This window comes from Nocardia sp. AB354, assembly GCF_049538315.1.
In the GTDB taxonomy this organism is placed as follows: domain Bacteria; phylum Actinomycetota; class Actinomycetes; order Mycobacteriales; family Mycobacteriaceae; genus Nocardia; species Nocardia nova.
Genome location: NZ_JBMVFU010000001.1, coordinates 258,742 through 276,745, shown reverse-complemented (window position 1 = coordinate 276,745; position 18,004 = coordinate 258,742). Strand labels below are relative to the sequence as shown.

Annotated in this window: 12 protein-coding genes; 4 read left to right on the top strand and 8 right to left on the bottom strand. The window is 65.6% G+C overall.

Going from position 1 to position 18,004, the window contains the following annotated elements; all coding sequences use genetic code 11:
* Positions 1 to 92 precede the first annotated feature (92 nt).
* The 3 genes from eccCa (at position 93) to ACPCUW_RS01325 (ending at position 5,251) form a co-directional block, all read left to right on the top strand.
* Positions 93 to 4,139: a type VII secretion protein EccCa gene (gene eccCa, locus ACPCUW_RS01335; RefSeq protein ID WP_423423436.1), complete on the top strand. Its 4,047-nt coding sequence runs from the start codon at positions 93 to 95 to the stop codon at positions 4,137 to 4,139.
* Positions 4,140 to 4,575: 436 nt separating this feature from the next.
* Positions 4,576 to 4,896 carry a WXG100 family type VII secretion target gene (locus tag ACPCUW_RS01330; RefSeq protein WP_064909702.1) on the top strand — a complete coding sequence of 107 codons (321 nt, stop codon included), beginning with the start codon at positions 4,576 to 4,578 and terminating at the stop codon, positions 4,894 to 4,896.
* A gap of 49 nt (positions 4,897 to 4,945) precedes the next feature.
* On the top strand, positions 4,946 to 5,251 hold the full coding sequence (locus ACPCUW_RS01325) for a WXG100 family type VII secretion target (protein WP_064909703.1): 306 nt from the start codon (positions 4,946 to 4,948) through the stop codon (positions 5,249 to 5,251).
* A gap of 89 nt (positions 5,252 to 5,340) precedes the next feature.
* On the opposite strand, the gene ACPCUW_RS01320 is transcribed toward ACPCUW_RS01325, so the two are convergent.
* The 7 genes from ACPCUW_RS01320 to ACPCUW_RS01290 form a co-directional block, all read right to left on the bottom strand.
* Positions 5,341 to 6,642, bottom strand: coding sequence for a DUF7373 family lipoprotein (locus ACPCUW_RS01320; protein ID WP_423423435.1), 1,302 nt, complete (start codon positions 6,640 to 6,642; stop codon positions 5,341 to 5,343).
* Positions 6,643 to 6,669: 27 nt separating this feature from the next.
* Complete coding sequence (locus ACPCUW_RS01315) at positions 6,670 to 7,800, bottom strand: DUF7373 family lipoprotein (protein ID WP_423423434.1); 1,131 nt, start codon at positions 7,798 to 7,800, stop codon at positions 6,670 to 6,672.
* A gap of 169 nt (positions 7,801 to 7,969) precedes the next feature.
* Positions 7,970 to 9,610 (bottom strand): serine/threonine-protein kinase, encoded by a 1,641-nt coding sequence (locus tag ACPCUW_RS01310; RefSeq protein ID WP_423423433.1) that lies wholly within the window; start codon positions 9,608 to 9,610, stop codon positions 7,970 to 7,972.
* 76 nt (positions 9,611 to 9,686) lie between these two features.
* The gene (locus tag ACPCUW_RS01305; RefSeq protein ID WP_423423432.1) at positions 9,687 to 10,931 is read right to left on the bottom strand and encodes a DUF7373 family lipoprotein; all 1,245 of its coding nucleotides are present in this window, start codon (positions 10,929 to 10,931) and stop codon (positions 9,687 to 9,689) included.
* On the bottom strand, positions 10,928 to 12,136 hold the full coding sequence (locus ACPCUW_RS01300; RefSeq protein WP_423423431.1) for a DUF7373 family lipoprotein: 1,209 nt from the start codon (positions 12,134 to 12,136) through the stop codon (positions 10,928 to 10,930). The genes ACPCUW_RS01305 and ACPCUW_RS01300 overlap by 4 nt, the downstream gene beginning before the upstream one ends.
* 139 nt (positions 12,137 to 12,275) lie before the next feature.
* Complete coding sequence (locus tag ACPCUW_RS01295) at positions 12,276 to 13,694, bottom strand: type VII secretion-associated protein (RefSeq protein ID WP_423423430.1); 1,419 nt, start codon at positions 13,692 to 13,694, stop codon at positions 12,276 to 12,278.
* Positions 13,695 to 13,769: 75 nt separating this feature from the next.
* Positions 13,770 to 14,969, bottom strand: coding sequence for a DUF7373 family lipoprotein (locus ACPCUW_RS01290; RefSeq protein WP_423423429.1), 1,200 nt, complete (start codon positions 14,967 to 14,969; stop codon positions 13,770 to 13,772).
* A 195-nt stretch (positions 14,970 to 15,164) separates the two neighbouring features.
* On the opposite strand from ACPCUW_RS01290, the gene ACPCUW_RS01285 reads away from it, so the two are divergent.
* On the top strand, positions 15,165 to 16,421 hold the full coding sequence (locus tag ACPCUW_RS01285) for an FHA domain-containing protein (protein ID WP_423423428.1): 1,257 nt from the start codon (positions 15,165 to 15,167) through the stop codon (positions 16,419 to 16,421).
* A gap of 35 nt (positions 16,422 to 16,456) precedes the next feature.
* Here the strand turns inward: ACPCUW_RS01285 and ACPCUW_RS01280 are convergent, their stop codons facing one another.
* Complete coding sequence (locus ACPCUW_RS01280) at positions 16,457 to 17,902, bottom strand: metallopeptidase (RefSeq protein WP_423423427.1); 1,446 nt, start codon at positions 17,900 to 17,902, stop codon at positions 16,457 to 16,459.
* Positions 17,903 to 18,004 lie beyond the last annotated feature (102 nt).

The window sequence follows — 18,004 nt, the reverse complement described above, 5'->3', positions numbered from 1 at the left end:
CCGTGCAGAATGCTGGTCGAACTGTACGACATGTCGGCCGCTGCCTCTACACTGAGTCCGCAGTACAGCCGCCGAAGGGGGATCTTCCGTCGATGAGCACTGTCAGGTTCCAGCGTCGTGCGCGCCGGGAGGTTCCGAGGTCACCGGGCGGCGAAGTGACACTGCAACCGCCGCCGGAGATTCCACGCGCGATACCTGGCAGTTTACTGGGCAAACTGATGCCCGTCGTGATGGTCGTCGGCATGGTCGGAATGATGGCCATCATGTTCACCCGCGGTGGAGGTATCGCCTCCAACCCGATGAGCATGATGTTCCCGATGATGATGGTCTTCTCCATGGTCGGCATGTTCGCCGGTCAGGGTGGTAAGGGGCAGAAGGCCGCCGAGGCCAACGAGGACCGCAAGGACTATCTGCGCTACCTGGACCAGGTCCGCAAGGACGTCGACGAAACCGCCTCCCAGCAGCGCGCGGCGGTCGAATGGAGCCATCCGGAACCGGGTTTGGTGTGGATGCTGGCCGGCACCAGCCGCATGTGGGAACGCCGTCCGGGGGACAAGGACTTCTGCCACGCGCGCATCGGCCTGGGCGGTCAGCGCCTGGCCACCCGGCTGGTCTCGCCGGAAACCGGCCCGGTCGAGGAGCTCGAGCCGATCGCGGCCGTATCGCTGCGTCGTTTCGTACGTACGCATTCCACGGTCCCGGACCTGCCCACCGCCATCGCGGTCAAGGGCTTCGCCACCATCCAGCTCAACGGTGACCGCGCCCAGGCGCGCGATATGACCCGCGCGATGTTGTTGCAGCTGTGCATGTTTCAGGCGCCGGACCAGGTGCTGGTCGCGGTGGTCTGCGGTCCCGACACCGCCGCCGAATGGGAGTGGACCAAATGGCTCCCGCACACCCAGCACCCGGATTCCCAGGACGGCGTGGGCACCGAGCGCATGGTCTACGGTTCCATCCGCGAACTCGCCGATGGCCTGTATCCTTTGCTGCACAACCGCGTTCGCTACTCCCGCAACCAGCCGGCCAATCAGAATCTGGTCCACATCGTCATCATCGTCGACGGTGGTCTGCTCGAGGCCGAAGAGGATTCGCTGCGCGAATCCGGCTGCGAGGGCGTCACCATCATCGATCTGTGCAGTTACGCTCCGCGCCTGGCGGTTTCGCGCGGCATTCAGATGGTCGTCGAGAACGGTGAATGCGTCGGCCGCGGCGCCACCGGCAACATGGAACGCTTCGCCCTCATCGACCGCATCAGCGCACGGCAGGCCGAACAGGTCGCGCGGCGGTTGGCGCCGTTCCGCGTGGCGGCCGTCCAGCGCGGTGGCGAATCCGTGGTCGAGGAGAACGCCGAGGTCATCAGTTCGTGGTCGCAACTCATGGGGCTCGGCGATATCGGCACCTTCAACCCGGAGAACGGGTGGAAGCCGCGGTACGGCCGGGACCGGTTGCGCGTGCCGTTCGGTGTGGGCGCCGACGGCCTGCCGGTCTACCTCGATATCAAGGAGGCCGCCGAGAACGGTATGGGCCCGCACGGTCTGTGCATCGGCGCCACCGGTTCGGGCAAATCGGAATTCCTTCGCACACTGGTGCTTTCGCTGCTGGCGACGCATTCGCCCGACCAGCTGAACCTGGTGCTGGTCGACTTCAAGGGTGGTGCGACCTTCCTCGGCCTGGAGGGCGTTCCGCACGTCGCGGCCGTGATCACCAACCTCGAGGAAGAGGCCGATCTCGTCGATCGTATGAAGGACGCGCTGGCCGGTGAGATGAACCGCCGTCAGGAGGTCCTGCGGCAGGCCGGCAACTTCGCCAACGTCTCCGAATACGAGAAGGCACGCGCGGCCGGGGCCGACCTGGATCCGCTGCCCGCCCTGTTCGTGGTGCTCGACGAGTTCTCCGAATTGCTCAGTCAGCACCCGGATTTCGCCGAACTGTTCGTGATGATCGGCCGTCTGGGCCGGTCGCTGCACGTGCATCTGCTGCTCGCCTCGCAGCGTTTGGAAGAGGGCAAGCTCAAGGGCCTGGAATCACATCTGTCCTATCGCATCGGCCTGAAGACGTTCTCGGCCAACGAATCTCGTCAGGTTCTCGGTGTGCCCGATGCCTACAATCTGCCGAACAGTCCCGGTGGCGGATATCTGAAGTCGGACTCCGGTGAGATTCAGCGCTTCCAGGCCTCCTATGTTTCCGGGGCGTATGTGGGTGGTGGCGCTCAGCGTGAGGTCACCCAGGCCGGCATCGTCGGTGGCGAAATCGATATCAACGCCAGGCCTTTTGTGGCCGGCCATGTGGCCTTCCGCAAGAGCGACCGAATTCCGTTGCCGCCCGAGCCCAGTGCGGTCGAAGAGGTGCAGCAGGACGAGAGCACCGAGAAGATCTCCAACCTCGGCATGCTGGTCTCGCGCATCCAGGGCCACGGTCGCACCGCCCACGAGATCTGGCTGCCGCCGCTCGACGCGGCGCCGACCCTCGATCAGCTCATTCCGCGCTCGATCCTCACCGGCGAATACAACCCGATCGCGAGCCTGCGCACCGCGATCGGCATCGTCGACCGGCCGTACGACCAGCGCCGCGATCCGATGGTGGTCGACCTGTCCGGCGCCCGCGGCAACGTCGCCGTCGTCGGTGGTCCACAGTCCGGTAAGTCCACGGCCCTGCGGTCGCTGGTCATGGGCATGTCGCTGACCCACACCGCCGAACAGGTTCAGTTCTACTGCCTCGACTTCGGTGGTGGCACCCTGTCGGGCCTGGAGGGCCTGCCGCACGTCGGTTCCGTCGCGGGCCGCCTGGATGTGGACAAAGTGCGCCGCACCATCTCGGAGATGACGACCATCGTCCGTCAGCGCGAAATGCGGTTCCGCCAACTCGGTATCGAGTCGATGGCCGACTTCCGTCGCCTGCGCGGCACCGACCCGGCGAGCAGTCCCGCCGCGGCCGGCGCCCACGAAGACCCCTTCGGTGACGTCTTCCTGGTCGTCGACGGCTTCGGCTCCATTCGCCAGGATTTCGATTCGCTCGAACAGCCGATCATGAACCTTGCGACGCAAGGTCTTTCGTACGGTGTGCACATCGTGATCGCGCTGAACCGCTGGGCGGAAGCGCGGCCCGCCCTCAAGGACCAGATCGGCACCCGCATCGAACTGCGCCTCGGCGACCCGATGGATTCCGATCTCGGCCGCAAGGTGGCCTCGCTGGTACCGCAGGGCCGTCCGGGCCGCGGTATGACCCCCGACGCGCTGCATATGCTCACGGCACTGCCTCGTGTGGACGGGAATTCGAATCCCGAGACCCTCGGCGCCGGTGTCGCCGATGCCGTGCAACGTTTGGTCGCCTCGACCCCGGGCCGGCCGGCGCCGCGCGTGCGCATGCTCCCCGAAGTCCTCAACCGCGACGAGCTGGTACACAACGTTCTCGGTGGCTGGCCGGGCGCGGTGGATCAGTACACGCGGTGCGTGCAGATCCCGATCGGCCTCAACGAATCCGAGCTCGCGCCGGTCTTCCTCAACATGGCCGAGCAACCGCACGTACTGATCTTCGGCGACACCGAATGCGGTAAGACGAATGTGCTGCGCAACATCATCCTGAACATCGTCGCCTCGAATACGCCGGAGAATGCCAAGCTGATCATCGGTGACTACCGCCGGACGCTGCTCGGAGTGGTCGAGGGCCGCCATGTCGCGGGATATGCGCCGTCGGCGGAGATGCTGGACACGATGATGCGCGACCTGGTCGGTGTGCTGAAGGCACGCATGCCCGGCCCCGACATCACCCAGCAGCAGTTGCGTGAGCGGTCGTGGTGGTCGGGCCCCGAGGTCTACGTCATCGTCGACGACTACGACCTGGTGTCCACTCCGTCGGGCAACCCGCTGTCGATCCTCACCGAATATCTCGCGCAGGCCAAGGACATCGGCTTCCACCTGATCATCGCCCGGCGCTCGGGTGGTGCGTCACGAGCGCTGTACGAGCCGCTGATCGGCCGGATGAAGGATATCGGCACCATCGGCCTGCTGATGAGCGGCAACCGCGACGAGGGCGCGCTGCTCGGCAACGTCAGGCTCAGCGAAATGCCGCCCGGCCGCGGCACATTGGTCGCCCGTTCCGGAAACAGCCTGATCCAGACCGCCTGGACCCCGGCACCCTGATGACGGGCACCGGCGCCTGTGTCGAAACCGCTGTGGCCGAGGTCATCACCGACGGCCACAGCGGAAAATCCGAAGGCGCTGGAAATTCCGCGCAGAAGATGGCAGGCTCAGAATCCGGACAGTGTGAACGTCTGATGCGCGATATCCAGCAGGACCGTCGCCCCAGGTACCACCGGCCGACAGAACGGGAACGCTCGGGGGCGCGATGCTCATCGCTGAGCGGGACCGACTGACGGCACACGGGCTGTTCAACACGAGAGGGGGAGGTGCAAGACATCCACACCGCAGGCATCCGAGCCATGCGATCGATTGTCGAACTGCGCCGATGCGCGGGACATGACGATGGAACCGAGGACGCCCGTCATGCGTCCAAACCACTAGCAGGATAAAGACCATTCCTCGCCGCGGCCCGCGGTGACCGATAGAAGGAGCCACGATGCCCTTTCACGCCGAAGGCGACCAACTCAATGCCTTCGCCCAGGAGATGGAAAAGAAGCACCAGGACATCGCCGGAATGATCCAGGCCGCCCACGGAAACGCTACGGATCTGCAGGGCCCGGCTTTCCAGGGTGGTGCCGGTAAGGCGTTCCAGGCCACGTTCGAGCAGTTCCTCACCGCGGCGAACAAGATGAACGATGCGCTGCTGCAGAACTCCGAGAACCTGAAGTCGGCCGGCAGCAAGTACGCCGAGATGGAAGAGCAGAACCTGTCGCACCTGCAGCAGTCGGCCAACTCGCCCAGCCTGAACTGGACGTAGTCCTTCTCTCCGGCGGAAAACTCACCACAGACTCTGAAAGGAGAAATCGATGAGCGATTTCGGTCAGATTTCTTACGATTTCGGCGCGATCAACGCGGCGGGCGCGGGGATCAAGAACCAGGCGATGGCGATCACCGCAGCGCTCGAGGAGATGGAACAGAAGTTCCAGACTTTCATCACTCAGCACTGGACCGGCAGTGGCGGTGCCGACGCCTTCCACAGCGTGCAGCAGAACTGGCGTCAGCAGTCCGACGAGCTGAGCGCTTCGCTCGCCCAGCTCGGTACTCGCACTGTCGATTCCGGTGAGCAGATGCAGGGCGCCGACATTCTGGCGGCCAAGCTGATCGGCGGCTGAAATACCGCGGTCCGACACCGAGAGGCTGGTCACAATCCCACTGGGAATGTGGCCAGCCTCTTCGTTGATGGGCAGCAGCCGGTGTTCGGCTACATCCACTCACTGTTGGCCAGCAACGCGTACTGGGCAGCTGCGCGTTGTTGTGCATCATCCAGTTGTCGGCCCCAGACGACGGCGACGAAGTTGTGATACCTGACCGCGCAGGAGAATTGACGATAATTCCCTGAATCCGGAAGCTGAGCACACTTCGAGTCCGGCACATTCTTCGGGCTCATATGTGCGTCCGGCGCCTCCAGTAAACGCGAGTACGCGTCCGCTGCGGAGGCCGCACCGGAGCTTCGATAGAGGATGGCGCCGCCGGTGGCGTTCTTGAATATTCCCTTCCCGAAGGCTTGAGCGTTTCCGGCCGCGCTGTAGTCGACTGCAGAGGGAATGTAGGCGTCGGAGACCGTGAATCGATCGAGGCGCGTAGCCTCGAAAAGGCTTTTGGCCGCGGCACGATCATTCTGGAAGTGGAGGAACCCCTGCTCCTCATAAGTTGCCAACGAACCGCTGGCAGGGGTGTACAACTTGTTCGGATTGATGATGCGTCGGAGCATCCCGTCGGTGTCCGGGTCCAGCTTCACCGCGTCCGACGCGGACAGCGGTGGGAGGGCGTCCAGCATCGGAAGTTGTTTGGTGTAGGCCTTTTCCGCGAGCGCTTCGATATCAGGCAGTCCTCCGTCCGGTACTTGGACGAACAGACTCACCACATAGCGGCTTCGTGATATCAGCGATCCGAGCGTCGGCGTGCCCGGTTGCCAGTGCGAATGGGCTCCGGGGAAGTTTTTCAGCTGCACCGAACGGTTTGCGTCGCGTGCTACGTCGAAATCGGCTTGCTCGATCTCGCCCGCAGCGCGAGCCGCATCCGCCTCGGTCGGAAATTGCATCACGCCGAGGGTTACCAGCGTTGCCGCCGGCATGGAGGTCCCCGACCGATCGGGCTCATGGTCGCTACTTCCCGATGCGAAGCCGAACATCACCTTGTTGCGAACCGCTGCAGCCGCACCTGCTTTCGACAAGATCTTTTCCACATCGCTGACATTGGCTGTCGTGTCCATGCTGAGCGGTGCGATGGACTGGGTACCGGTCCCGAACTTCAGCTTGGGGTCGATATCCAGACCGGTAGCCGTATGGTTCGTCAGCCGAATGATCCCCGATTCGAAACCATTGGCGACCGAGTGACTGTACTCCTTGTATGTGTCGATGGGTTCGGTTGAGTACGGACCGACATCGAGATGTCGCACATCGATCTCACCTGCTGCCGGAAGGCCGGATCTGACCTCGCCGCATCCGGCCGCGGTGACGAGCGTCGCGATGAGCAGAAAAACTCGGAACGGGAACTTTTTCATGTGAAACATTATTCGGAATGTCCGGCTCTACTTGGGATTCTCGAGGATCGCGTACTGGGCGGAAGTCCTCTGACGTATATCGATGAGCTGGTTGGAAGAAATTTCCGCAACGAATTCGTTGTACCGCACGAAGCATTCGAAACGAAACTGTGCGAAACCGTCGCCGTGATATTCGTAGCAGCGGGCCGCGGGAAGGTTTTTCGGTGCGTCCATCAGCCGGTACATCTTCCCCAACGACGAGTGTGCGTCGAGAATTTTCTGAGCCGAAGCGGCGTCCTTGGCGCGGTAGAGCCTGCCCCCGTTGTATGCCATCCAGTCCATTCCGGTCTCGGCGAAGAGTCTTTGGTCCTCACTCGGGTTGGAGGAGAGATGGAGAGCGCCGTGCCGGTCGTAGAAGCCGGGAGTGTCCTTCCAGTTGTCGGTGGGTGAACGCCTGAGTGTCCGGCCGAGAATGTCCTCGTGATCGACCGGCACCGAGGTGAGCTTGTCCGGGGGTGTCGGCTGGAAGGTAGCCATGCGGGCGGTGATCGTAGACATGCTTTTCGTTGTGAGGTCGATCAGCTCGTTGATGTCCAGTTGATGGATTTTGCTGGCGAGCTGGTCGTCCACACTGGTGTGGACAACGAATCGCCCGGAGGCCTCGAATGCCTTCAGCCCCCCGTCGTAGGTGCTCCAAGCCAGGATGTCGGGATGACCATCGACCGTGACAGGACCGTGCGGGTACGTGTCTCCGGAAAATTGCACATGCTGCTGGAAGTCTATTTCTCGACCGTAGAGAGTGTGGGCCGCATGTGTCGCGGAGTCCGAATCGGAGAAGAGTAGGACGGAATAGGAAATGTTCTGAGCAATTCCGAGATCCAGCTCCGACCGACCCCACGTGAAAAATCCGGCGATGAAGCCGGCCGCATCGGCTTCGAAGTCATCGGATCGAATGCCCGCGATATCCGGGTCCAGCCATGCATAAACGCTGTTGTCCTCGTGGCCTGTTTGATATTTGAATCGAGGATCGATCTCCATCGCGAGCGGTGCGACGCTGCCCAGGCGTTGCCCCTCGACCATCCTTGCGCGGGTCGGATTCGGACTGCCGACCTTCCCGGATGTTGTGACGAAGCTGCCGACATCGAGGTCGTGTAGGTCGATATGCGGTGATGCGGCCACGGTGGCGTCATCCGACGAGTCGGATGCGCACGCCGCGGTGAATGCGAGCGCGGCAGACAACGCTGCGACACACGCGAGTGTCGATATTCGCACTATCCCTCCCCTGATATGCATGTTGTTTCGAACGAGTGAGATCGGCTGTGATGTTCTCAGACGATCGACGCTGAAACTAGCGGATGCGGTCGTGCAGCAATGGCACCAGCTTGGTGAGCATGGCCTGCTCGGAATGCGCACCCCAATTGCGAATCGCCGCAACGGTGGAAGCATCGTCGAGTGGAACGACAGTGGCGCGTGAGCTGGTCAGCTGGAAAGGCAGCCCCAGAAGCCCTCCGCCTCCGGCGCTCTTGTCGCTACGTACCGCGAGAACGTAGCTGTCGTCCGAGAATTTGAACGCGTCGTAGTCCGTGTCCGAAATCGGCCGCGGCGACGGCTCGTCCCCCTTCTTCGAATAATTGAGGTTGTACACGAACCCCAGGTCCTCGAGGAATTTCGTCTGCGGCGTGCCCTCCAGGTAGATGGCGAGTTTGCCGTCGTTGGTGACATCGACGACGGTGATGGTTTTGCCCGCGAACGTCGGATTCGCTTCGCGCGCTTGTGTAACCGACGTGTACGCCGCTGCCGCGGTCGTCGTCGCGGCGGCCGATGCCGAGGTGGTCGCCGGCCCCGTCCCGCCCGAATTGCCCTGGGTTGCCCACACTCCGATGCCGGCGGCCAATCCTACGGCGACGAGTGCTCCGACTCCGCCGAGGAGCAGGGGTTTGCGGCTCTTGGGTTTCGGTTCGAGGAGGCGGGAGAGGTCCGGGGTGGGGCGGTGGGAGAGATCGGGGTCGGGGCGGTGGCCGGTTTGGGTGGGGATTGCGGATTGGGTCCGGTGGGGGATCGGGGTGCGAGGGTCGGTCTGGGGGCGGGGGTCGAAGACCTGGATGGGGTAGGTCGGGGAGGTGGTGGTGCGGATCGGGCTGTGGCCGGGGGTGAGGGCGTTCGCGGCGGCGTCGGTGAGTTCGCGGCAGCTGCTGAAGCGGTCGGCGGGATTCTTCGCCAGGGCGCGCGCGAAGACGTGGTCGATCGCCGGTGGTAGCCCGGAATTTACGGCGGTGGCGCGGGGTGGGGGCTCGTAGAGGTGCCCCATCATGACCATCGCGGGTTGGGTTGCGGGATACGGGTTCTGGCCGGTGATGAGCTTGTAGAGCGCGCAACCCAGGCTGTAGATGTCGGCTCGGCTGTCGACCGCCATGCCTTGGAGTTGTTCCGGCGGCGCATAGGCGATCGTCGCGACGAAGCTGCCGGTCTGGGTGAGTTCGGTGGCGTCGTCGGCGGATTTGGCGACACCGAAATCGGTGAGCAGGACGCGTTCCTCGTCATCGTCCTCGGGGGTCGACAGCAGGAAGTTCGCGGGTTTGACGTCGCGGTGCAGGAGTCCCCGGCGGTGCGCGTAGTCCAGGCCCTTACCGACCTCGGTGACGATGCGCAGGGCGCGCAGCGGAGTCATCGAATGCGGGTCGCGGGCCAGTTCGGCCGAGGCGTCGGTGCCGTCGACGTACTGCATGGCGATCCACAACTGGCCGTGCTCTTCACCGCGGTTGTAGACCGAGACGATATTCGGATGATCCAGGCCGGCAGCGAGATTGGCCTCGCGTTCGAATCTGCCCCGGAATTCGTGGTTGGACGACAGTTCACCGCTGAGCACCTTGATGGCGTCCATGCGGGGGAGGCTGGGATGTTTGGCGAGATACACCGTGCCCATCCCACCGGCGCCCAGCTGGCGAACGATCCGATACCCACCGACGATGGTGCCGGGACTCATCACCATCAGTAACAAACTCCTGGTAGTTCGGCGGGCCGCGTATCGTCGCGGAGCTTACTGGACTTCGAGGTGGGCGGTCGAGTCACGGCTGCCACTGGCTGTTGGCGAACAGGGCGTACTGCGCGGCCGCGCGTTGATGCACGTCGACCAGCTGATTCGAGGTCACATAGCCGACGTAGTTGCGGTAGGCGACGATGCAGGTATAGCGCTTCAGCCCGCCGTCGGCGTTCTTCGTACCGTTCTCTACGCATGCCGAATCCGTGAGCTGAGGAACCGGATCGACGGCCGGGCCGCCACCCTGGAAGATGATGCGATCGGTGACAGCCTTCTTCGCCGATGCGCCGTCGGCGGCGCGCACCACCAGAGCGTCGGAGGTTTTGGCGAATTCGTCGGCCTTCAGGGCGGCGACGCTCTGCGCGGCGGCCTTGCGATCGGACATGTAGTGCAGGATTCCGTGCGGACCGAATACGCCATTGTCGTCGCCGTATTGGGGACGCCCCGACTGACCGGTATTGAGCGCCCGGCTGAGCAGGTAGTCCGGATCCCAGGGAAGTTTGACCGTGTCCTCGTCGGAAATCGGCGGCAGCCGGTCCAGCAGGGGGAATTCGACGTCCAGGGCCTTCTCGGTGAGCGAGATGAGGCTGTTCAGGTTCGGTGTCGGAGTGAGGGCCAGTACCGACACCACATAGGAGCCGTGCGCGAGGAAGGAGCGGATCGACGGTGTTCCGGGGAGCCAATGGGCGTGCGCATCAGGATATTTCGCGAGTGGCACCGGCTGGTTCTGGTCTTTGTAGGCGTTGAAATCGGCGTTGTAGAAATCGGTGGCGGCCCGGGTGGCGCTTGCGGCGTCGTCGAACTGCATGACCGACAGTGCGAGCACGGTGGAATAGGGCTTCTCGGGTTTCGGCCAGCCGGCGAAACCCCAGCCCGCGTCCTTGTCGCTGGCCGCCGTCGAGAATCCGTACACCATGTGGTCGCGCTTGGCGACGGCCTCCATATCGTTCTCGTTGCCGAGCGCATCGGGCAGGACGCCGGCGGAGAAGCTGCCCGCCTTCTCGCGTTTCGTCAGCGACGGGTCGACCTGGTCCGCGGTTACCACGTACTCGGCGAGGCGCATGCCGGCGGCCTCGGGTGCGTTGACGAAGCCCGGCCGATAGTCCACGTGGATATCGAGCGGCCGTACATCGTAGTTGCCGACATCGAGCTTCCGGACATCTATTTCCGACGGACCGGCCCAGCCGCCGACGGTCGCGCCGCACCCGGTCGCCGCCAGAACTCCGCCGAGGCAGGCCGCGGCGGCCGCCGCCCGGACGAATCGTGTGGTCATTTCGGATCCGCCTTCACCAGGATGGTGTACTGGGCCGAAATGCGTTGCTGCGCATCCAGTAACTGCTCGCCCCAGGCCAGCGAGGCATATCGGCCGTAGTACACCGAGCAGTAGAAGCGGACGGCCAACATCTCCTTGCCGTTGTATTCCCGGCATTTCGCGACCGGAAGATTCCGCGGGGACGCCGCCTGCTTGAAATGTTTTTCCGATCCGCCCAATTCGTCGCGAATATCCGCGGCGGCCACGGCATCGCGGGCTCGGTACAGTTCGTTGCCGTAATCGGCGAAGCGGTCGACGCCGTCGCGGTCGTACCACGCCCGGGACTCGCCCGGATCGCTACTGAAGTGCAGCCCGGCATGTCCGAGGTAGACACCGGGCGGGTTGAGCCATTCGCCGGTCGCCTCCTTCGGCCGGATCATGGTCCGGCCGAGCATCCCGTCGATGTCGATCGGGTGGTCCATCAGTTTGTCCGGGGGTGTCGGCTGAAACTTCGCGAGCGCGGGCGCGACGGTGTCGAGACTTTTCTGCACACGCGAGACGAGCGCCGGGAGATCGACCTTGTTGAACCAGTTCTTGGCCTGGTCGTAGACCGCGGTGAAGACGACCAGCCGACCCGCCGGATACCAGCTGCTGATCGCCTGTTTGGTCGGCACCCAATGTGCATGCGCCAGCGGATAATTGGGGATGGCGACCGCTTGGGTCTGCGGGTCCCGGCCGAAATCGCGCCGCTCCAGGGCCACGGCGACCTCGGTCGCGCGCTGCTCGGTCGGGAAGATCATGGCCGCGTTGACCAGCTCGCTTCCCAGGTTGTCCGGGTCGTCGCGGCCGTAGGACGCGAAGCCGCCGATCAGGTCCGGGGCGTCTTCGGCGAAGTTGCCCAGGTCGGTGAAGTCCTTCATCACCGACGTCTTCGGATCGAGGAAGACCAGGGTGTCGAGTTTGCCGGTGTGGGTGAAGGCCGGGTCGATATCCATCGGCAGCGGCATCGCGCTGCCGAGTCGCTCCGCCTCGAAGAATGCGGCCTGACCCGGATTGGCGGGCTTGCCCATATCGCGCGGTGTGGCGTCGTACGGTCCCACGTCGAGACCGCTGAGATCGACGGTCGGTTCGGCGGCCGGAGGGGGAGCCGGATCGGAGCCGCATCCCGTCGCGGCCAGCGCCAGCGCGGCCACGGCAGCGGCCAGCACACGCACGGAATTTCGCATAGTCCCCTCCCACAGGCTCCACGCCGGTGAACACAGGTGCCTGCTCGGCCGACGCTGCGAAGAAGATAGCACCCGTCTCCGACGGGTGCCCTTCACCGGCGGCGGCACCCGATGTGCGGGCGTCGCTGTGGGCGGGGTGTCAGGCCCCCGTCCGCAGATCGCCGACGAACTTCTCGCACACCGCGGCCATGGGCTGCCAGTCGCCGGCAGGATATTGGCAGCCGACGCTGACCTGCAGGCCCGAATCCACCAGAACCTGCCAGCGCACCGTGGTGCCGTCGCTGGGAGTTTCCTCGTAGGACAGCCCAGGGCGGCCGCCGAAGATCACGTTGCGCTGCAGCGGCCCGACCGTGCCGGCCGGTCGTTTGGCGATCTGGGTTTCGAGAGTGGCGGCGACGTCCTCGATGCCGGAGCCCGCGGCGAGATCCTTCTGGACCAGCGAAATACGTTCCCGCGCACCGTCGTTCGGGGAGAGGTCGACCCGGGCGCCGGAGCGATTGGTGATATGCCAGCCCGCCGGGACCACCGCCTCGACCCGCCCGAAGGACTCCGCGGGCGGTGCCGCCGCCGCGGTCGGTGAGGCGACGGGGGACGGGTGCGTACCGGTGGATTCGGCCGTCTGCGACTCGCCGCCGGATCGGGTCAGCACGACGGCGGCCGCCACCGCGGCGACGATCACCGCGAACACAGCGGCGCCGATGACGAGCGGAGTGCGGCGCTTCGGCGGCGGCGCGGTCGCGGCCGCATGCTCGTGCAGTGAGCCGACCCACGGTGTCTGCGGGGCGAACTGCGCGGGGTGAGTCGCGGGGGACATCGCGGGCCCGCCCCGGACCAGATCCACACCGGACATCGCACGCAGGTCGACACCGAAGCCGTAGCGCCGGGACAGTTCCGCGCGCATCGCGTCGAGCAGTGCGGGTTCGGCGGCGCCGACGACCACGAGATAGCTGGGTTTGCGGCCGCCGAGCAGTCGATCGACGACATCGACGACGGCCTCCACGCCGCGTCCCTCGGCCAGGTCCGCGGAGCCGATCGTCGGCTCGTATTCGCAGGCCTCGATCCAAGTTTCGGTGCCCGAACGGCCGGTGAGGGTGACGGTCGTGGTGAGCGAATTCAGTTCCACCACCGCGATGCGCTGCTGCTGCGAGGTGCTCGCGGACAGTCCGGCCACCCGCAATGCCAGCGGTTCGACGCTGATCTCGCCGGCCAGACGGCGGGCGCCGGCCTCGAGCGCGGCGCGGCGGCGCGTGCCCCACTCCGACGGGCTCACCACCGTGAGCCGCTCACACGCGCTGGGCAGCCGCAGATTCGTCAGCACCGCGCCGAAGATCGCGGCGAAGGCGTCGGCGACGGTCGGCAGCATCGGGACGAAGGCGATGCGGTCCGCTGCGGCCAGCCGTACCACCGAGACGGCGGGGGTGGGCGGTTGAAGTGGTTCTCCCACAACGAGACTCGCTCCGTCGCTGGCGGGGACCACCGAGGGAGCGCCGTCCCAATGAGTGGATTCGCTGCGCGCCCACAATCGGCTGTCGGTCAGTATCAGATCGACCGTGGACATCAGCTCCCCCTTCCAGGCTGGGTCTCGCGGCATAGTACTCCAGCACGGTGACGCTCCCGCGCCGCCCGGGCTCGGTCAGAAGCTGTTGGCCAGCAACGCATACGCCGCTTCGACCCGCTGATCTATATCCTCGCGGCTGTTGGCGTTGACGACCTCCACGTATCGCCGGTAGGGCACGTAGCAGCGGAAACGGCTGTCCTTCTGGGGATCTCCCGAACTGTTGAGCGTCAGGCATTTGGCCCCGGGCACCGTCTCGGGCGCGTCGGCCGGCTCGTACTGCTCACCGGAACCGGAGATCAGCCCTTTGATCATGCGCGCCCCCGCATCGGCGTCGCGGACGCGCAACACCGAGCTGTTGTCGGCGACGGCGATGGCATCCATGCCGGTGTCGTCGACGAGGCGCTGGCGTGTGGTCTCGTCGGAGGAGATGTGGACGAATGCCGGTGCGGCATAGACCGCGAAGCGATCGACATCGGGTGTGCGGTTCGAGCGGTCGCGCACGACGGCGCGGGCGAGCAGGCCGTCCGGATCCACCGGCAGCGCGTCGAGGCCGCCGGCCGCCGTCGCCTGGAAGTGATCGAGTGCCGGCACCTCGGCGTCGAGCGTCTTCTGGACCCAGGCCAGCAGGTCGGCCTCCTCGGAGCGAGGCCGCTCGATGAACAGCGAGATCACGAACTGTTTGTAGGCCATGAAGGTGCCGATGGTGGGGATCCCGGGACGGTAGTGGATATAGGCATCCGGGTATTTCGGCTGTGCGAGTTTGCGATTGAGGTCGGGTGCCACACCGAAGTCGACATCCTCGAGTTCGCGCGCGGCCTGCCGGGCAGCGGACTCGTCCGGGAAACGCAGCACCAGATCGGTGACCGAGGTCGCCGCTGCCGCGCTGTCCAGCGAGCCCGGCTTGTCGGAACCCGCCGCGACATAGGCGACGATCATCTTGTTGCGGTCGAGCACCGGTTTGGAGACCGCGGCCAGCAGGCGACGGGTGGCCTCGGTGCTGTCGGCGACGACTCGCCCGCCGGCGCCGACCGTCAGCGACGGGTCGATGCGAACGGCCGGGACCACGGCCTGCGACATCCGCATCCCCTCCGCCAGCGCGCCCTTGCTGCCCGCGGTGGCGTCGTAGCTGTGGCGGTCGACCGGATACGGACCGACGTCGAGCGTGCGGACATCCAGTTCGGCGGCGGTCGGGGTTCCCTGCACGCCGCAACCGGTCAGCGCGGCAAGCAGTGCGGCGCAGGTGAAAACAAGAGATCTGCGAATCGTCCGGCCCATGGACCGCCCCCTTCTCCCGGTGCTCTCTCCCGGTTCTCCGACATCGAAATTACCGGACCGGACCCGACAGCGGGGACTCATGGACAACGATTGCCTTAACCTTGTCCGTGTGTTGACCGCTGCGCTGATCTCGCTCGGAGGCCGATTCCGTTGATGGATCGGCAGGTCGAGGTTGTCGCCGGTAACCATGTCGTCGTGCGTGTCGCGGGGGCCGTCGTGGTCGTCGCGCATCGTGGTCGCGGCCGGGTTCACCCCGACGCACCGGCGATGCGGGCCGCCGAGGCGCTGGCGCAGTTGGTGTCCGAGGCGTCCGAGCATGCCCCACAAGGACCCGGGCGGATCATCGCGCGCGAGGCTACCCGCTGGCTGATGCAGGAGGCCGAACAGGTCGACGGCAGCCCGGTCGACCTCGGAATTCTGTCCGGCTCGGATACCGGTGGAGTGGCGATCTTCCTGCACGGCTCGGTCACCGCGGTACTCGCGGGCGCCCGGGGTGTCGAGTACTACCGCGGCGTGGATGCCGCCTTCACCGTCGACCGGTTCACCGAACCGCCGGCCCGCGCGGCGGCGCTGTTCATCGACGACGAGCACGGCCGGATTCCGGAACTGCCCGAACGCGGCATCGGCTCCCTGGTGGAGGGCGTGGCAGCCGCCGCGGGTGCGGTGGTCTGGTTCGAGGGCGAGCGGACCCGCGCGCGTGATCGTGTCGCCCGTCCCGCCGCCGGTGCACACCATCGCGCCAAGCCCTCGCCCACGTCGCAATTGGACGCACAGCGGCCCGAACCGCAACTGCCCCCACCCCCGACCCGACCGGATCGGACGCCGGAAGCCGATGCGCGGCAAGGGATATCGCGTCCCGAACCGGCGGAGGATCCTCGGCTGGCCGAAACCCGGTTGCGCGGTACGAATCCCGCCCCCGGTCCCGATCCCGAACTGGAACGCCGAATGGAGGCGACCGCCCGCGCGACCTCGCTGGCCGTGCGGGTGATGGGATTCACCTGCGCTCGGGCTCATCCCAGCGATCCGCGCTCGGCGTTCTGCACGGTCTGCGGAATGCCGGTCGACCAGACGCAGCAACCGGTCGAGGTCGTCCGGCCGCCGCTGGGCATGCTCGTACTCGACGACGGTATGACCTATCTGCTGGCGGCCGACGCCGTGATCGGACGGGACCCGGAGAACTCCGAGGCCGCCCAGCGCGGTCTGGTGCCGGTCAAAATCGAGGACTCCTCCGGCGGAATGTCGCGGGCCCACGCCGAAATCCGGCTGATGAACTGGGATATCACCGTCGTGGATCGGGGCTCCACCAACGGCACCCGGGCCCGGCCGGCCGGATATCGCGATTGGATTCGGCTGCAACCGAATCAGCCGATGGTGCTGGCCCACGGCTCGGAGATCCAGCTCGGCAACCGCGTACTGCGATTGGAACCGGCCGCGCCCCCGCCGTTCGGCTGAGCGACCGTAGCGACGCGGCCGGGGGAGGCAGCGCGTCAGGAGTAGCGCGCCTCGCAGATCTCCTGTGTGCCCAGCACACCGGCCCGGAACGCGTCTACCCGGGAAAAGCCACTCGGCACGGTCTTGCCCTCCACATCGCTGGCCGCCAGCCCATCGCTGAGCAGTCCCGAAACCGCCTTGTCGAGATCGCCGGGAGACAGCGCGATATCGCCCTGGCCGGCATCGCGACGCGGATCGGCGAGCTTCGCGGTGATCACGCCCGACAGACAGGCGGCCCGCAGACCGGTCTTCGCTCCGGTCAACTGCTGGTGCGCACTGCGCTGCACCGCGAGCGCGTAGCGGGAGACGAACACGACGTAGGCGTTGTAGTCGCCGCCGACGCGAGTCGGAAAGCCGTCCTGCTCATCGGTATCCGCCGCGCCGCGCTGTGCGAGGGCCGGAATGTCGGTGCCGATCGTATTCGTCGCGGGGCAGTAGGTGACGGGCACGGTGTCGGCGCCGTTGCTGCAGTGCATGAGGGCGCCGTGATAGTCGTAGGTCGGCTCGGACGGGATCGGCATGATCGCCGCCATCGCCTTGCTCAACTCCTTGAGACTGTCCTTGGTGATCGCCAGTTCGCCGCGATTGACGTCGTCGCCGAAGGACTGCGGCAGATTCTTGCGGCGGCGATCGATGTCCTTCATATCGATCGCCTTGCAGCCCTTGGGGCCGTCGGTGAAACCGATCTGCACCGCGGTCACCCGCTCGAAGGCCGAGCCGTGCACCGATTCCGGATCCTCGGGATTGGCGTCGCGGATGGCAACCGTCGCGGCCAGCACGTTGTTGAGGCCGTCGGAGGTGTTGATCGTGAAATGCGCGGCCTTGTCCTCGGCGACGTGACGCATGAACGCGCCGGCGAAACAGTCGGCCTGCTGCTCCTTCACGATGACCGGATCCTTCGCGGTGACGATGTGCGACATCGTCTGGATGGCGTGGCCGTATTCGTGCGCGAGCACCATCACCACGGCCATCTTCCCGAAGCTGTCCTGCATCATGGGCAGCAGTACGCCGCGATCCCAGCCGACGGAATTGTCCAGCCGGCAGTAGGCCGCGTTGACCAGGTGATAGGTCGTGTCCTTGCAGAACTGTGTCTCCTGCGAGCGCGGCGCCTTCGCGCTCCAGGAATACAACTTGGTGACGGGGGTGAAGTCGCCGTCGAACTCGTTGTGATACTCACCGCGCCAATAACTTTGGATATCGTCGATGGCGTTGAGCGCCAACGTGTCGACCGCGCCCTTGTCACCGCCCGTCGCGGTCAGCGGGGAATCGGGAACACCGGAACGAGGACCGCTGGGGCCGCTGGTGGTGGGCAGTCCGGCGACCTGGAACGGGTCGTCGTAGATGGATACGGCGTGCCCACCGGTCGTCATGGTGCACCCGGCCAGTAGACCGACCGCCAGCACCAGTACGGCGAGGGCCGCCGTCACCGGGCGTTTCGCCATCTCCCCATCCCTCCCCGGGCCGGTAGTCGCTGCGTCACCTGCGCCGCCCCCGGCGATCGGGGGCACGTTCGAGCCCCACCGATGTCACGGCCATCGCATATT

Bases quoted from the DNA above. Each gene is read 5' to 3' on its own strand.
- eccCa (WP_423423436.1), top strand. From the start codon at position 93: ATGAGCACTGTCAGGTTCCAGCGTCGTGCGCGCCGGGAGGTTCCGAGG.
- ACPCUW_RS01330 (WP_064909702.1), top strand. From the start codon at position 4,576: ATGCCCTTTCACGCCGAAGGCGACCAACTCAATGCCTTCGCCCAGGAG.
- ACPCUW_RS01325 (WP_064909703.1), top strand. From the start codon at position 4,946: ATGAGCGATTTCGGTCAGATTTCTTACGATTTCGGCGCGATCAACGCG.
- ACPCUW_RS01320 (WP_423423435.1), bottom strand. From the start codon at position 6,642: ATGAAAAAGTTCCCGTTCCGAGTTTTTCTGCTCATCGCGACGCTCGTC.
- ACPCUW_RS01310 (WP_423423433.1), bottom strand. From the start codon at position 9,610: ATGGTGATGAGTCCCGGCACCATCGTCGGTGGGTATCGGATCGTTCGC.
- ACPCUW_RS01305 (WP_423423432.1), bottom strand. From the start codon at position 10,931: ATGACCACACGATTCGTCCGGGCGGCGGCCGCCGCGGCCTGCCTCGGC.
- ACPCUW_RS01300 (WP_423423431.1), bottom strand. From the start codon at position 12,136: ATGCGAAATTCCGTGCGTGTGCTGGCCGCTGCCGTGGCCGCGCTGGCG.
- ACPCUW_RS01295 (WP_423423430.1), bottom strand. From the start codon at position 13,694: ATGTCCACGGTCGATCTGATACTGACCGACAGCCGATTGTGGGCGCGC.
- ACPCUW_RS01290 (WP_423423429.1), bottom strand. From the start codon at position 14,969: ATGGGCCGGACGATTCGCAGATCTCTTGTTTTCACCTGCGCCGCACTG.
- ACPCUW_RS01280 (WP_423423427.1), bottom strand. From the start codon at position 17,902: ATGGCGAAACGCCCGGTGACGGCGGCCCTCGCCGTACTGGTGCTGGCG.